The sequence below is a fragment of the Brevundimonas sp. ALps5 genome (assembly GCF_058681645.1).
Map to the genome: position 1 here is coordinate 1,368,664 of NZ_CM178744.1, position 15,019 is coordinate 1,383,682.

Annotated in this window: 15 protein-coding genes; 7 read left to right on the plus strand and 8 right to left on the minus strand. The window is 68.4% G+C overall.

The annotated features are described in order from the left end of the window. Positions 1–58: 58 nt before the first annotated feature. Positions 59–1,513: a MocR-like transcription factor YczR gene (gene yczR, locus ACW172_RS06535; RefSeq protein ID WP_492034370.1), complete on the plus strand. Its 1,455-nt coding sequence runs from the start codon at positions 59–61 to the stop codon at positions 1,511–1,513. On the opposite strand, the gene xth is transcribed toward yczR, so the two are convergent. Beyond that, positions 1,510–2,307, minus strand: coding sequence for an exodeoxyribonuclease III (gene xth / locus ACW172_RS06540; protein ID WP_492034371.1), 798 nt, complete (start codon positions 2,305–2,307; stop codon positions 1,510–1,512). The two genes, yczR and xth, sit on opposite strands and share 4 nt — an antisense overlap. Before the next feature lie 378 nt (positions 2,308–2,685). Continuing rightward, positions 2,686–3,321: a LolA family protein gene (locus ACW172_RS06545; RefSeq protein WP_492034372.1), complete on the minus strand. Its 636-nt coding sequence runs from the start codon at positions 3,319–3,321 to the stop codon at positions 2,686–2,688. 201 nt (positions 3,322–3,522) lie between these two features. Here ACW172_RS06545 and ACW172_RS06550 point away from each other — a divergent pair, with 201 nt between their 5' ends. Then, positions 3,523–4,161 carry a GNAT family N-acetyltransferase gene (locus ACW172_RS06550; RefSeq protein ID WP_492034373.1) on the plus strand — a complete coding sequence of 213 codons (639 nt, stop codon included), beginning with the start codon at positions 3,523–3,525 and terminating at the stop codon, positions 4,159–4,161. Between the two features lie 8 nt (positions 4,162–4,169). On the opposite strand, the gene ACW172_RS06555 is transcribed toward ACW172_RS06550, so the two are convergent. After that, positions 4,170–4,730 (minus strand): hypothetical protein, encoded by a 561-nt coding sequence (locus ACW172_RS06555; protein ID WP_492034374.1) that lies wholly within the window; start codon positions 4,728–4,730, stop codon positions 4,170–4,172. A gap of 476 nt (positions 4,731–5,206) precedes the next feature. Here ACW172_RS06555 and ACW172_RS06560 point away from each other — a divergent pair, with 476 nt between their 5' ends. After that, entirely contained in the window at positions 5,207–6,028 is an 822-nt protein-coding gene (locus ACW172_RS06560; RefSeq protein ID WP_492034375.1) for a transglutaminase-like cysteine peptidase, read from the plus strand. Here ACW172_RS06560 and ACW172_RS06565 read toward each other — a convergent pair whose 3' ends face one another. Together ACW172_RS06565 and katG are read right to left on the minus strand one after the other, a co-directional pair. Further along, on the minus strand, positions 6,029–6,928 hold the full coding sequence (locus ACW172_RS06565) for a hydrogen peroxide-inducible genes activator (RefSeq protein ID WP_492034376.1): 900 nt from the start codon (positions 6,926–6,928) through the stop codon (positions 6,029–6,031). A 136-nt stretch (positions 6,929–7,064) separates the two neighbouring features. Continuing rightward, entirely contained in the window at positions 7,065–9,350 is a 2,286-nt protein-coding gene (gene katG, locus ACW172_RS06570) for a catalase/peroxidase HPI (RefSeq protein ID WP_492034377.1), read from the minus strand. 252 nt (positions 9,351–9,602) lie between these two features. On the opposite strand from katG, the gene ACW172_RS06575 reads away from it, so the two are divergent. From ACW172_RS06575 to ACW172_RS06585, 3 genes are all read left to right on the plus strand, one after another. Beyond that, entirely contained in the window at positions 9,603–10,157 is a 555-nt protein-coding gene (locus tag ACW172_RS06575) for a peroxiredoxin (RefSeq protein ID WP_492034378.1), read from the plus strand. Between the two features lie 200 nt (positions 10,158–10,357). Continuing rightward, positions 10,358–10,891 carry an alkylhydroperoxidase, AhpD family gene (gene ahpD / locus ACW172_RS06580; protein ID WP_492034379.1) on the plus strand — a complete coding sequence of 178 codons (534 nt, stop codon included), beginning with the start codon at positions 10,358–10,360 and terminating at the stop codon, positions 10,889–10,891. Positions 10,892–10,981: 90 nt separating this feature from the next. Further along, positions 10,982–11,722, plus strand: a complete 741-nt coding sequence (locus ACW172_RS06585; RefSeq protein WP_492034380.1) for a rhomboid family intramembrane serine protease — start codon at positions 10,982–10,984, stop codon at positions 11,720–11,722. Here the strand turns inward: ACW172_RS06585 and ACW172_RS06590 are convergent. The 3 genes from ACW172_RS06590 to hrcA form a co-directional block, all read right to left on the minus strand. Next, positions 11,708–12,343 (minus strand): exopolysaccharide biosynthesis protein, encoded by a 636-nt coding sequence (locus tag ACW172_RS06590; RefSeq protein WP_492034381.1) that lies wholly within the window; start codon positions 12,341–12,343, stop codon positions 11,708–11,710. The genes ACW172_RS06585 and ACW172_RS06590 overlap by 15 nt on opposite strands. Positions 12,344–12,430: 87 nt before the next feature. Continuing rightward, complete coding sequence (gene grpE / locus ACW172_RS06595; protein ID WP_492034949.1) at positions 12,431–12,973, minus strand: nucleotide exchange factor GrpE; 543 nt, start codon at positions 12,971–12,973, stop codon at positions 12,431–12,433. Positions 12,974–13,068: 95 nt separating this feature from the next. Beyond that, on the minus strand, positions 13,069–14,169 hold the full coding sequence (gene hrcA / locus ACW172_RS06600) for a heat-inducible transcriptional repressor HrcA (RefSeq protein ID WP_492034950.1): 1,101 nt from the start codon (positions 14,167–14,169) through the stop codon (positions 13,069–13,071). 50 nt (positions 14,170–14,219) lie between these two features. Here hrcA and rph point away from each other — a divergent pair, with 50 nt between their 5' ends. Next, positions 14,220–14,948, plus strand: coding sequence for a ribonuclease PH (rph, locus tag ACW172_RS06605; RefSeq protein ID WP_207869963.1), 729 nt, complete (start codon positions 14,220–14,222; stop codon positions 14,946–14,948). Positions 14,949–15,019 lie beyond the last annotated feature (71 nt).

Sequence of the window (15,019 nt, forward strand, 5' to 3'; positions counted from 1 at the left end):
ATGCCAATTGCGTCGAACTGGCCATGGAAAAAAGAGCCAGTTGTGGCAGTCTGGCATCATGACGCCACGCCTGATCCGACCCGTTTCCCTGATCCGCCACCTCGGCGTCTGGCGCACGCCGGGCGCGGGACCGGCCTGGCGGCAGCTGGCGGGGGCGCTGCGCCTGCTGATCCTTGACGGCCGCCTTCCGCTGGAGGCCAGACTGCCCGGAGAGCGGGACTTGGCCCAGGCGCTGGGTCTGAGCCGGACCACGGTCTCGGCCGCCTATGGCAGCCTGCGCGACGAAGGCTTCCTGACCGGCGGGCAAGGCGCCGCGGCCCGCACCGGCCTGCCCTCCACGCCCGGGCCGCGGCCGGTGCGGCCGACACTGGATCACACACCGGCCGATGACGTCATCGACCTGACCTCGGCCGTCCTGCCCGCCGACGCCAATGTCCATGCGGCCTATGTCCGGGCGCTGGAGCGACTACCGGCCCGCCTGCCCGGCCACGGCTATGAGAGCGCCGGACTGGAGGAGCTGCGCGAGGCGGTGGCGGCTCACTATGGGCGGCGTGGCCTGCCGACCTCTCCGGGACAGATCCTGATCACCCACGGCGCCCACAACGGTTTGGTGCATCTGCTGCGGCTGATGGTGCGGCCCGGCGATCCGGTGGTCATCGACCATCCCACCTATCCGCAGGCGCTGGACGCCATCCTCGCCGCCGGAGGCCGTCCCCTGCCCGTCGCCCTGCCCGAGGACGAAAGCGCCGGCTGGGACATCGAGGGGCTGACATCCGCGTGCCGGTCCGGGGCCGCTCTCGCCTATCTGGTGGTCGACCATCACAACCCGACGGGACGGCTGATGCGGGCGGCCGAGCGGATCCGGCTGCTGGCCGCGCTGAAGGGGACCCAGACCCTGCTGGTGCTGGACGAGACCCTGGTCGAACTGACCCTCAGCGGCGACCCGGCAGTCAGCGCCTCAACCGTGGATTCGCCGCGCATCGTGCGGCTGGGCTCGATGTCCAAGAGCGTCTGGGGCGGCCTGCGCATCGGCTGGATCCGCGCCGACCGGGCGGTGATCCAGCGCCTGTCGCAGAGCCGGGCCAGCCTCGATCTGGGCGTGCCGGTGCTGGAACAGCTGGCGGCGGCCGAGCTTTTGAATGACGGCGGGGCGGCCTTGGCGCAACGGCGACCCCTGCTGCGGGCGCGGCGCGATCATTTGATCCGACGGCTGGACGAGGCCCTGCCGGACTGGGTCTGCCCGCGTCCGGTCGGCGGCCTGTCGGTCTGGGCGCAACTGCCGGCGCCGATCAGCTCGGCCCTGACGGTGGCGGCGGCGGCGGAGGGGCTGCGGCTGGCGGCCGGGCCGCGCTTCGGGGTGGACGGGGCCTTCGAGCGCCGCCTTCGCCTGCCCTACACCCTGCCCGAGGAGAGGCTGGACGAGGCCGTCGGACGGCTGGTCCGCGCCGCCGGGACGCTGTTCGGGCAGAAGCCGGTTGGCCGCAGGGCAGCCCTCAGCGACCCGGTCTACTAGACGTCCAGATCGACCGTGATCGGGCAGTGGTCCGAGGGCTGTTCCCATTCGCGGACCGTGTCGTGGATCTTCGCGCTACCGGGGATGACCTTGGGCGTCAGGCCGGGCGAGGTCCACAGGTGGTCAAGGCGCAGGCCGCGGTTGGACTTCCTGAAGTCCTGGGCGCGGTAGCTCCACCAGCTGGCCAGCTTCTGCGGCTCAGGGAAGGCGTCGCGGACCACGTCGTTGAAGCCACCCGCGTTCTGCAGCCGGTAAAGGGTCTCGACCTCCCCCGGCGTATGGCTGACCACCTTGGACATGAAGCGGTGGTTCCAGACGTCGAACTCGCTGGGGGCGATGTTGAAGTCGCCGGCCAGCAGCAGGGGTTTGGAGCGGTCGCGCGACGCCATCTCGGCCGTCAGACGCTCGTAGTAGTCCATCTTGTGATCGAATTTCTCGTTCAGCGCCCGGTCCGGCAGGTCGCCGCCGGCGGGGATGTAGAAATTCTGGATCTCGACGCCCTCGACCACCGCCGAGACGACCCGGGCGTGTTTGTTGCGGCAGATGTCGAGCTGCGGGGCGTCGGTGATCGGGCGGCGGCTGGCGATGGCCACGCCGTGCCAGCCCTTCTGACCGGCGATGCGCAGATGCGGCATGCCCATCTCGGCGAAGGCGTTCCTCGGGAACTGATCCTCCAGGCATTTGATCTCCTGCAGGCAAAGGACATCGGTCCCGCTCTCGGCGACGAACCGCGCCACCTGGTCGATGCGGAGGCGGACGGAGTTGATATTCCAGGTGGCGATGCGCAGGGTCATGCGGCGCTTCTAGCCGTCAGCGGCGCACACTCAAGCTATTCCGCCCCCGCGACCTCGCCTAAATCCCGCGCGCCCTCGCGCTCAAGCAGAGAGCGACCGCGTCGCGAGCGCTAGCGCCCCTAAAAACAAGAAAAAACGCCCGGTACGGGCGTACCGGGCGCTGAAGTTTTTCTCTCTCACACGCCGCTATCGGGAGGGGATGACGTCCGACGCGGAAGAGCGACCGCCGTCGCTCTGTGCTCAAAGTGTCACGCCCTGCAAAAAAGGTCAAACACTAAACTATGAAGCTTTGCCGTTGCGGGCGAACCACGATCAGCGAATCATCCGCCCACCCTCTCAACCGTCACGCTCGCGTGTCAGTTGAGAATAGCCTGCGGTTCAGTTCCGGCCGGGACGGCGGGTCGGGTCGCGCAGCTGGAACAGGCTGGCGGCGAGGCCCGAGGCTGGTTGCAGGGTGGTCAGCTGGGTGCGGGTGCGACTCCCTTGCGCATCGGTGATGGTCCATTCCTGCAACCGGAGCGGGCTGCCGGCGAAGGCCAGAATCACCTGACCGTCGTTGGGCCGCGAGCCGTCGCGGGCGGTGATGGCGAAGGCGCCCGAGGCCATGCGGGTCACGCGATCGATGCGCACACCCTGATCCAGACGGACGTTCCGGGCGAGGAAGGTCGACAGGGGCGTGGCGCCCAGCGGCACCTGACGGAAGACCTGCAGCCGGGGATCGTAGCGTTTGACGTTATAGCCGTCGGACACAACCAGCAGCCCGGCCGGGTCGGTGTATTCGAAGCGCATCTTGCCCGGACGCTGAAGATAGAAGCGGCCGCGGCGTTGCTGGCCGTTCGGGCCGGTCTCGACGAAGGTCCCCTGGGCGGAGGTCAGGTTCTGCAGATAGGACTGGGCGGTCTGGAGCGTAGCGCGGTCCTCGGCGGACAGGCTCGACTGGGCGGCGGCCGGCAGGGCGGCGAGGCCCGCGAGGGCGGCGGTTCCAAACGCGAATGCGCGACGAGAAACGGTCATGGTCAAATCTTCCTCCCGTTCGGGATGGTTTTCGATGGCGCCAGTCTGGCGAAGCCGGGAGACGTCGATATGACCCAAGCCTGACCATATTCCGGCGCCCCGATGAAGCCCCGTTCATCACGGGGCCCCGATTGCGAGGTCAAAGAACGCCGCGCAGACGGAAGCGTTGCCGCCCTGCCTGTGAACCGCGATGGTGACCGTATGAGCGCCGATTCCGACCTGCTTTCCCTCTGGACCCGGGGTTGGGCCCTGACCCGTGGCGTGGAGCCGCCCCTGTGGGACGACGGCGGCTGGCGGATCGAGGTCGGGGCGGAGGACCAGTTGCGACGATACGTCTTCGCCGAGGCGGGTGAGGCCCTGGCCCGGCGCGCAAAGGCGATCACCGAGCCGCACGTCTTGCTGAAGGTCTGCGCCGATGACGTCGGCGTGCGGCCGCTGCTGCCTGCCCGCTGGACTCTGCGCCCGCCCGGCTTCCTGATGACGCTGGACCGGGCGATGACGGCCCGACCGACGCCCGACGACGGCTATCGGGTCGAGATCGGCCCCGACATCCAGCCCGGCGGTCCCGTGGTCTTCTGCACGGTTCGGGACGCATCAGGGGCCGAAGCGGGACGCGGCCGCGCCGTGATCGTCGACGACCGCGTCGTCTATGACCGGATCCTGGTCGAGCCGGAGCATCAGAGACGCGGACTGGGCGGGCGGATCATGCGGGCGCTGGAAGCGGCGACAGGATCGTCCGGCAAGGGGGCGCTGGTGGCGACCGTGGACGGTCAGGCGCTTTACCACACGCTCGGTTGGCGGACGCAGTCGCCCTATACGACCGCGATCATACCGGGCTGAGCGTGGGTCTAGCCCCGGGTCGCGTTGTGCGGGCCGGACCGGCGAGGATTGCGTCCGAAGGCCTGATCGCAGAGGGCGCGCCCCCACTGCTCCGACACCTTCATCTGCCGGTCGCCGAGGACGCCCTCGACCCGCCCTTCCACCGGTGTTTCCACGGCGATCGGATAGCGGCCGACGACCCGATCGCCATGGCCCGGGTCCACCAGCTCGGCGGTCGCCGACAGGGTATGCGCGCCCTGCCCGGAGACAAGGGCGCCGATCCGGCTGGCGCGCTGCACGGCGTTGACATGCACCCGCAACGTCAGGGGGTAGGCGCCGTAGGCGCAGGTGTCGAGCTCTTCGCGCACCTCGTCGCTGAAGGTGTCGGCGAAATCGTCCTCGACGTTCAGCCAGCCCGTCGACACGGTGATGGTGTCGATCCGGGCCGTCTCCATCAGGGCGGGCCACAAGGGAGAAGGGGCGCCGTTTCCGACGACCGGGGCGCAGGCCGAGGCGCCCAGGGCGAGGATTCCGAGCGCCATCAGGGAGAGGGCGCGGGGCGCGGGATTGGCGGGGGTTCTTGAGATCATGGCGTCTTCCGACCGGCGACACGCCGGGCCGGGACATCTAGACGAACGTCGTTCCGCGGGTAGTTAAATCGACGTAACCCTTGCCGTTCCGCGCCGACGCCGACCGGCGCTAGTCCGGCGGGCCCCTACAGAAATCGTGACTTCCCGGCCACAGAAGGCCCCGGTTCAGCGATTTTTCCGGTCCTCGCCGCAGGCCGGAAATGTAACGCCGCCAGCCATAAGACCAGCCTTTGTAAACACCAGAAAATATCGATGAAGCCTATTTTTCGGGCCTTTCGCCGGGTCCGTGACCGGAGCGATTTTGCAATCCGTAACAGACCAGCCCCGATTGTAAAAAACCCAGTCACAGCGGGCATTTAAGGGCCAATTTCGGCTCACTTAAGTTAGGCGGACAGGCCCGCGGGGGCCCTTCTAAGAGCGCGATCAACACGGCCCCAGCGGCCATCCACCGACGCCTCTTCCCCCCGGATCGCGCCATGACCAAGACCTTCGCTTTCGCCGCCGCCGTCGCCGCTTCCGTCCTGTCGATCGGCCTGTCCCTCGCCGCCGGCGCCGCCTCGGCCGAGACGCCTCGCGTCCAGACGATCGGCCGCCCGGTCGCCGCCCCCGCCGGCTTCCTGGAGTTCTGCCGCCGCCAGCCGTCCGAGTGCCGCACCGCCGCCCAGGGCGCAGCCGACGACGCCCAGATCCAGCGCGAGGCCTCGAGCCTGTACTGGTCGAACGGCTTCGGCGGCGACGGCGAGGCCGCCGTGCGTAGCTGGCGCGCCCAGGCCGCCCGTCAGGCCGCCGGCCAGGCCGAGCTGGAATATCAGTCGATCAATGAATCCATCTCGGGCGACAGCCTGGATGACGTTGCCCCCAGGGCCGAGCCGATGATGGCCGCTCGCACGCCCGAGCGTCTGACCATGACCCAGGACGCCTGGCGCGAGGTCAATGGCGTCAACGACCGCGCCAACACCCGCATCGCCTACACCCCCGACCGGAACCAGTACGCCCGCAACGACTACTGGAACGAGGCGCCGGCCGCCGGCGCCGCCCGTGGCGACTGCGAGGATTATGTCCTGACCAAACGCCGCGAACTGATCGCCTCGGGCGTTTCGCCTGACGCCCTGTCGGTCGCCATCGTCGAGACCCCGCGCGGCGAAAGCCACGCCGTTCTGGTCATGGCCACGCGCGACGGCGACTACGTCCTGGACAACCTGAACCCCCGCATCGTCCGCTGGGACCAGACGGGCTATCGTTGGGTCTCGCGTCAGGCCCCCGGCGCCGTCTTCGACTGGGTCGCCGTCGGCGGCTGATCAATCCTGCTGAAGAGCCTCGGCCAGAAGACGGGCCTCGGCGGCGCGGCTCGAACCGGCCCGCCAGGCGACGACGATCTCGCGGCTGGGAGCCTGGGCCCCGGCGCGGGGCTGGATATGGCGCACCACCACCGAGGGGGTGTCGGCCAGACCCGCCTTGATCGCCATCTGGGGCAGGAAGGACACCCCGAGCCCCGAGCCGACCATCTGGACCAGGGTGTGCAGACTGGTGGCGGCGAAGACATCGTCGCCCTTGGGCGCTTCGATATCGAAGGCGGCGAGTGCTTGATCGCGCAGACAGTGGCCGTCTTCCAGCAGGATGAGATCCTCGCCCCTCAGCGAGCCCGGCTGGATGGCGCCCGGCGCGGCCAGGGCGTGGTCGGCGGGGGCGGCGGCGAGGATTTCATCGTCGCCGATACGGGCGTGTTCGATGCCGTGCGCCTCATAGGGCAGGGCGATGACGGCGGCGTCCAGCTGCCCCGCCTTGAGCCCCGCGATCAGGCGCGGCGTCAAATCTTCGCGGATGAACAGGCGAAGCGACGGATAGGCCGCCTTCAGCCCCGGCAGGGTCGCGGGCAACAGGAAGGGGGCGACGGTCGGGATGACGCCCAGGCGGAAGCGACCCGACAGGGGTCGGCCGGCGCTGCGGGCGGCCTCGACCAGATCCTCGGTCCGGGCCAGCACGTCCTCGGCGCGCTTGACGGCCTCGGCGCCGACGGCGGTCAGCTGGACATTGCCCCGGGTGCGTTCGACCACCGGGGCGCCGAGAATCTTCTCGAGCTCCTGCACCCCCGCCGACAGGGCTGGCTGGCTGACATGGGCGGCCTCGGCCGCGCGGCTGAACGAGGCGTGCTCGGCCAGGAGTTTCAGATACTGGAGCTGTCGCAGGGTCGGGAGCATGAAGCCGACATAGGCGCTCCCTATCGCGGGCGCAAAATCAATCGGCGTAGCCGATGAAGCCGTTTCCGACGGTGCGGAAAATCTCCGCCGCGACCTGCGCCACGGCGGAGACATCCGGTTCGGCCCTCAGCCTGCCCTAAGCCGCCCGATCCAGATCGGCGCGCCACAGGTCGAAACGGTCAGCGTTCATCACCTGGACCCAGGCGGCGATGAAGTCCTTCACGAACTTCTCGCCCGCGTCAGAGGCGGCATAGACCTCCGACAGGGCGCGCAGCTGGGAGTTGGAGCCGAACACCAGATCGGTGCGCGTCGCCGTCCAGAGCTGTTCGTCGGTGATCCGGTCGGTGCCGACGAAGGTCTCGTCGCCCTCGCCGTCGACCTTCTTCCAGCCGGTCTTCATGTCCAGCAGGTTGACGAAGAAGTCGTTGGTCAGCTGGCCGGGGCGGTCGGTGAAGACCCCGTCCTTCGAACCGCCGACATTGGCGCCGAGCACGCGCAGACCGCCGACGAGGACGGTCATCTGCGGCGCCGTCAGGCCCAGCAGCTGGGCCCGGTCGACGAGCAGTTCCTCGGTCGGGACGCTGAAGCGCACCTGCAGATAGTTGCGGAAGCCGTCGGCGCGCGGTTCGAGGACGGCGAAGCCCTCGACGTCCGTGTCCTCCTGGGTGGCGTCCGTGCGGCCCGGGGTGAAGGGCACCTCCACCGCATGGCCGGCCGCCTTCGCCGCCTGTTCGATGCCGACGGAGCCGCCGAGCACGATCAGGTCGGCGATGGAGACGGTTGTGCCGTCATCGCTGGAAACCGTTCCGTCATCATCCACGGACCGGACGCCCGAATCGAACCGGCTCTTGATCCCTTCGTACACACCCAGAACGCGCGCCAGTTTTTCGGGCTCGTTGACTGCCCAGCTCTTTTGCGGCTCCAGCCGGAGACGACCGCCATTGGCTCCGCCCCGGTGATCGGACCCGCGCCAGGTGGCGGCGGAAGCCCAGGCGGTGCGGACGAGGTCCGCGACCGAAAGGCCCGAAGCCGCGATGGAGCGCCTCAGGTGCCGCACATGTCCGTCGGACAGGGCAGGCCCCGCCGCAGCCGGGATCGGATCCTGCCAGATCAGGTCCTCGGCGGGGACTTCCGGGCCGAGGTAGCGGGCCTTGGGCCCCATGTCGCGGTGGCACAGCTTGAACCAGGCGCGGGCGAACTGATCGCCGAAATAGGCGGGATCGCTGCGGAACTTCTCCATGATGACCCGGTAGGCCGGGTCGATCTTGAAGGCCATGTCGGCCGTGGTCATCATCGTCGGGACGCGCTTGCCCGGCGTATGGGCGGCCGGGGCCAGGGTTTCTTCCGGATTGCCGACCGGCTGCCACTGCTTGGCCCCTGCGGGCGAGCGGACCAGCTCATAGTCGTGGTCCAGCAGCATGTCGAAATAGGTCATGTCCCAGGTGATCGGCGTCGGGGTCCAGGCGCCCTCGATGCCCGAGGTGATGGTGTGGTCGCCGATGCCGCTCTCGTGGCCCGACTGCCAGCCCATACCCTGCTGGGCGATGTCGGCGCCTTCGGGAGAGGCTCCGACCTTGGAGGCGTCCCCGGCGCCGTGGGCCTTGCCGAAGGTGTGACCGCCCGCGGTCAGGGCTGCCGTCTCCTCGTCGTTCATCCCCATCCGGGCGAAGGTCTCGCGGATGTCGCGGGCCGACTGCAGGGCCTCGGGCACGCCGCCGGGACCTTCAGGGTTCACATAGATCAGACCCATCTGAATGGCGGCGAGAGGGGCTTCCAGCGCCGCGCCTTCATCGGGACGGATGCGGGTCTTGTTGTCCGCGTCGCCGACCCAGTTCTCTTCGGTGCCCCAGTAGACGTCCTTCTCGGGCTCCCAGACGTCGGCGCGGCCGCCGCCGAAACCGAACACCGGCCCGCCCATGGATTCGATGGCGACATTGCCGGCCAGGATCATCAGGTCGGCCCAGCTCAGCTTCGAGCCGTACTTCTGCTTGATCGGCCACAGCAGGCGGCGCGCCTTGTCCAGGTTGCCGTTGTCCGGCCAGGAGTTGAGCGGGGCGAAACGCTGTTGACCCGCGCCCGCGCCGCCACGGCCGTCACCGGTGCGATAGGTGCCGGCCGAGTGCCAGGCCATGCGGATGAAGAAGGGGCCGTAGTGGCCGTAGTCCGCCGGCCACCAGGGCTGGCTGTCGGTCATCAGGGCCGTCAGGTCGCGCTTCACCGCCGCATAGTCCAGCGACTTGAAGGCTTTGGCATAGTCGAAGTCGTCGCCCATCGGGTCGCCCGACTTGCCCTGCTGGTGCAGGATGTCCATCGTCAGCTGGTTGGGCCACCAGTCCCGGTTGGTGCGGCCCAGAAGCGAACGCAGGGCGGCAGGCTCCTTCTTCGGATCATTGAGGGGGCTCGGGGTCTTTTCGCCGTCCATGACGTCCTCCTTCGTCGGTGAGGACGGGACCCTATGCCCACACTGGATGCAGGGAAAATCGATAAACTTTGTGATTGGTAGTTGGCAAATCTATAAAAGAATCTTCTTCCGAGACTGACCTTCGTTATAGTTTCATCTTATTCGCATGCGCGAAATGATCGATTTGACTTCGCAGCTGCGAAAGACCATTTGACCTCCAGCGACGGAGGCCTCCCCCTCCGACGGTCCATTTCAAACCACTGGAGACTGCTTATGCTCGGCGTCGGCGAAACCCTGCCTAACTTCAAGATCATCGGCGTGAAGCCGGGCTTCAACTCGCACGAGGAAAACGGCGTCTCGGCGTTCGAGCCGCTGACCGAGACCTCGTTCGAAGGCAAGTGGAAGGTCATCTTCTTCTATCCGAAGGACTTCACCTTCGTCTGCCCGACCGAAATCGCCGCCTTCGCCAAGCTGGGCAAGGATTTCGAGGACCGCGACACCATCGTCCTGGGCGGCTCGACCGACAACGAATTCGTCAAGCTGGCCTGGCGCCGCGACCACGCCGACCTGAACAAGCTGCCGATCTGGCAGTTCGCTGACAACGGCGGCAAGTTCGCCCGCGAGCTCGGCATCCTGAACGAGGAAGAAGGCGTGGCCCTGCGCGCGACCTTCGTCGTCGACCCGCACAACGTCGTCCAGCACGTCTACGTCACCAACCTGAACGTCGGCCGCGCGCCGGACGACACCCTGCGCGTCGTCGACGCTCTGCAGACCGACGAACTGTGCGCCTGCAACCGCCCCGCCGGCGGCGAGACCCTGGCCGCCTAAGCGGTCCGGTTCGACCCAGACAGAAGGGCGGCGGCGGTTTTCCGTCGCCGCCTTTTCTTTAGGGCGCTGCCGCTCGACGCACGACGTCTCGCTGCTTGAGCGCGAGCGAGCCCGCCCCATCTACCTGTTATCCCTGCGGCTCAAGCAGTGAGCGACCGCGTCGCGAACGTAGCCGCCCTTTTTCCGAAGGAAAAAAGACCATGTCGATCGACGCCGTGCGCGACCTGATCCCCGCCTACGCCAAGGACATCTCCCTGAACCTGGGCTCGCTCGCCTCCGAGACCGTGCTCAACGACCAGCAGAAGTGGGGGACCTTCCTGGCCTCGGCCCACGCCATCGGCGTGGCTCCGGTTGTCAAGGCCGTCGAGGCCGCCGCGGCCGAGCACCTGTCGCCGGAAGCCATGAACGCCGCCAAGTCGGCCGCCGCCATCATGGGCATGAACAACATCTACTACCGGGCCCTGCACCTGATGCATAATCCCGAGTACCAGACCATCCCGGCCCGGCTGCGCATGAACGTCCTGGGCAATCCGGGCGTTGACAAGATCGACTTCGAACTGTGGTCGACCGCCGTCTCGGCCATCAACGGCTGCGGCGCCTGTCTCGACGCCCACGAGGGCGAGCTGAAGAAGCACGCCGTCCCCGCCGCCCAGATCCAGACGGCCCTGCGCATCGCCGCCGTCGTGCACGCCGCCAGCCGCATCGTGGCTTCCGAGGCGGCTCTCGCCGCATGATCCCCAAGACCGTTACCGTGAGAACGCACGCCTCCCGGTAACGGTGAAATCGGACTGTGCTTTCCCGCCGAGGTTCGGCACAGTCCGGCCATGACCGACGATGCCCTTTCGAACCCGCGCGGACAGACGGCGCTGCAACGCGCCTCCGACGGCCGTGCGGGCGCCGGGTCGGTCTGGGATCGCCGGACCTGGAAAGAGTATCTGGTCGGCGGTGAAGCCCCGGCCCTCGTTCTGATCACCGTCTTCGTCGTGGTGGCGTTTTCGGAACTCTTCACCGGCGGTCCCGCCCGCTGGGGTCTTTCCGCCCAAGCGCTGTCGGAGGGCCGCTGGTCCACCCTCGGCACGCACATGTTCGCCCACGCGGGCCTGTATCATCTGACGATGAACTGCAGCGGCCTTCTGGCCCTGACGCCAATCGTCGTTCAACGGTTCGGTCGCGGGGTCTCCGGCTGGCTGCGGTACGGTTTTCTGTACGGCCTGTCCGGTCTGGTGGCCGCCGGAACCTATCTGGCCCTGCATCCGACCGGGACGCTGCCGATGGTCGGCGCTTCCGGAGCGATCTGCGGCCTGTGGGGCGCGGTGACCCGCATCGGGGAGAACGGCGCCTTCGTGCCGATCCGCTCGCTTCAGGTCTGGCGACAGATCAAGGCCTTCGTGATCAACAACGCGATCCTGTTCGGCATCCTTTTCGTTCTGGTTCTGATGTCCGGCGGCAAGGGCGGTCTGGCCTGGGAGGCGCATGTCGGCGGCTTCGTCTTCGGCCTGCTGGCGGTCCCGTGGCTGGCCCCCGCCATCGCGGCCCGCCCGGACGAAACGTCAGAACAGGCCTGACACCCAGGCCCAGCCGTGCTCGAAGCCGGCGACGATAATCGTCCAGGCGAGGAAGAGGACGACGACGGTGATCCCGGTCACGATCCAGCCCAGCAGCACCGCAAGGCCGTCGCGCTGCATCACCCCCAGCGAGAAGAAGGTGATGGCGATCGCCGGGATCAGATTGCCGCCGAAGATCGGCAGGACCAGCACCGCTGACAGGAAGACGCAGGCCAGGCCGATCAGGCCCTGACCGAAGCGGGAGGTCAGGAAGCGCAGGCGCGGCCGCGACAGATGCTCGGTGAAACGGATGGCCCGCATGAAACGGTCGCTGAGCCTTCGGAAGGTCGCGCGGCTGACCGTGGCCCGCTCCATCCAGCCGGGCAACCACAGGGCCTCGCGCCCCCAGGCCAGCTCCATCGACAGGAACAGCAGGGGCGCGCCGGTGATGGTGGTGCCGCCGGGCGGCCAGGGCATCAGGTTCAGGACGCCGAACAGCAGCATCACCGCCCCGAAGGCCCGGTCGCCGAAGGCGTCGACCAGTTCGCCCAGCGCCAGCCGTTCGCCGGGTCGGCGCCCCAGCATCTCGATCACGTCCGAGAAGGCGCGCGGGCGGCCGGTGGAGGTCTCGGTCAGGGACATGCCCCGACCTTAACCTTTTCGATGACAGGCGTAACCGCGTTACGCGCTCAAGCAGCGAACAACCGCGTCGTTCGCGTTAGCGCCAAATCAGGCCTTCCCGTCGAACGATCCGCCGTTGGCGGCGGGCGTCTCGCCATAGGCCGAGGCCGCGGCGGCCTTGGGGCCCGAACCCTTGGCGGCGACCACGACCATGGCCGGACGCACGGTGCGGCCGAACAGTTCATAGCCGGCCTGCATGGTCTGGATGACGGCGCCGCCGGGAACGGTTTCCGACGGCTGTTCCATCATCGCCTGATGCAGATGCGGGTCGAAGGCCTCGCCGGCGGCCGGGGCGACGCGCTTCAGGCCGTTGGATTCGAAGGCGCCCAGCAGCGACTTCTCGGTCAGCTCCAGACCGGTGACCAGACCGGCGGCGGCGCCCTCGGCGTCCTTCGGCGCGGCCTGCAGGGCGCGCGACAGATTGTCGGCGACGCCCAGCAGATCCTTGGCGAAGCGCTGGATGGCGAAGGCGCGGGCGTCATTCAGCTGGTTCTCGGTGCGGCGGCGCAGATTGTCCTGCTCGGCGGCGGCGCGCAGGGCGCGGTCCTTCCACTCGTCGCGCTCGGCGATGACCTGATCCAGCGGCGCCAGATCGCCCCCGGCGGCCGCATCGGCGTCGAGGAGGGCGTCGGCTTCGGCCTCGATCGCATCGAGCTCGGCCTGGGTGGGGTTTTGGTTCGTGTCGCTCAAGTGTCCTGTCCGTCCAGCATGCGCCCCAGCACCCGGGCGGTGTAGTCCACCAACGGAATGATGCGGGCGTAGTTCAGTCGCGCGGGCCCGATCACGCCAATGGCGCCCAGGACCCGCTGTCGGCCGTTCATATAGGGCGCCGCGATCACGGCGGAACCCGAAAGTGAAAACAACCGCGTTTCGGCGCCGATGAAGATGCGCACGCCCTGGGCCGCCGAGACCCCGTCGAGCAGGCCGATCAGCTGTTCCTTCTGCTCCAGATCGTCGAACAGGACGCGGACCATCTCCAGATCGGCCGCCGTCTCGCGGTTCTGCAGCAGGTTGGCGCGGCCGCGCACGATCAGGGAGCGCTCCCGGTCCGGGCCGCCCGACCAGGCCGCCAGACCGTCCTCGACCAGCCGGGCGGCGGTGGCGTCCAGCTGGGCCCGGGCCGCGTCCAGCTCGGTCCGCATCTCGGTGCGCGCCTCGGCCAGGGGGCGCCCCCGGAGCCGGGCGTTGAGGAAGTTGGACGCCTCCTGAAGCGTCGAGGGCGTCACCCCCGCCGACAGGGGCATCAGCCGGTTCTCGACCGTGCCGTCGTCCCCGACCAGCACCGCCAGTGCCTGATCGTGGCCCAGCGCCACGAACTCGACGTGCTTGACCCCGGCATCCGACACCGGGGATGCGACGATGCCTGCCCCGCCCGCGAGACCCGACAGGAGCGACGACGCCGCGTCCAGCGCCTCCTCGAAGCCCCGACCCTTCCCGGCCAGACGGGCGTCGATCTCGCGCCGCTCCTCCTGCCCGATGTCGCCGATCTCGAGGAAGCCGTCGACGAACAGCCGCAGGCCCGCATGGGTCGGGATCCGCCCGGCCGAGGTGTGGGGCGCCGCCAGCAGCCCGGCCATGGTCAGGTCCTGCATGGTGTTGCGGATCGAGGCCGGGGAGAGGGAGACGCCGCGCTGCGACAGGGTCCGCGACCCGACCGGCTCGCCGTTCTCCAGATAGGTCTCGACGATGCGGCGGAAGATGTCGCGCGCGCGCTGGTCCAGCGCAGACAGTCCTGCCCCGGTCCCTAGAGGGGCCGTTCCGAACGGAAGCGGGTTGGGGGCATACAGGCTCACGGTTTCAGGATAAGCAGCCGAGCCTTCACTGACTAGGACTTCCCATGCGCCCCTCCGACCGTACCCCCGAACAACTCCGCGCCGTGACGCTGGAGACCGGGGTCAACCGCTATGCCGAGGGCTCCTGCCTGGTCACCTTCGGCCATACCAAGGTGCTGTGCCTGGCCTCGGTCGAGGACAAGGTGCCCGGCTGGATGCGCAACACCGGTCAGGGCTGGGTCACCGCCGAATACGGCATGCTGCCCCGCGCCACCCACACCCGCGGCCGCCGCGAAGCCGCCGCCGGCAAGCAATCGGGCCGGACCCAGGAAATCCAGCGGCTGATCGGTCGCAGCCTTCGCGCCGTGGTCGACCTGAAGGCCCTCGGCGAGCGTCAGGTGGTCATCGACTGCGACGTCATCCAGGCCGACGGCGGCACCCGCACCGCCTCCATCACCGGCGCCTGGGTGGCCATGGCCACGGCTCTGGGTCATCTGGTCTCCGAAGGCGTGCTCAAGACCAATCCGATCCTCGATCAGGTCGCGGCCGTCTCCTGCGGCGTGTTCGAGAACGAGCCGGTGCTGGACCTCGACTATGAGGAGGACTCCAACGCCGAGGCGGACTCGAACTACGTCCTGACCGGCTCGGGGACCATCGTGGAAATCCAGGCCACCGGTGAGAAGCGCGGCTTCTCCCGCGCCGAGTTCGACCGCCTGTTCCAGCTGGCCGAGATCGGCTGCGCCGAGCTGTTCGTGAAGCAGAAGGCGGCGCTGGAAGCGGCCCTCAAGGCCTGATCCCTGATCGATCCCGGCGTCCCCGCCCGGGGATTCGCCGGGGCTGGTCATGTTCTCCGGATCGGGGCATC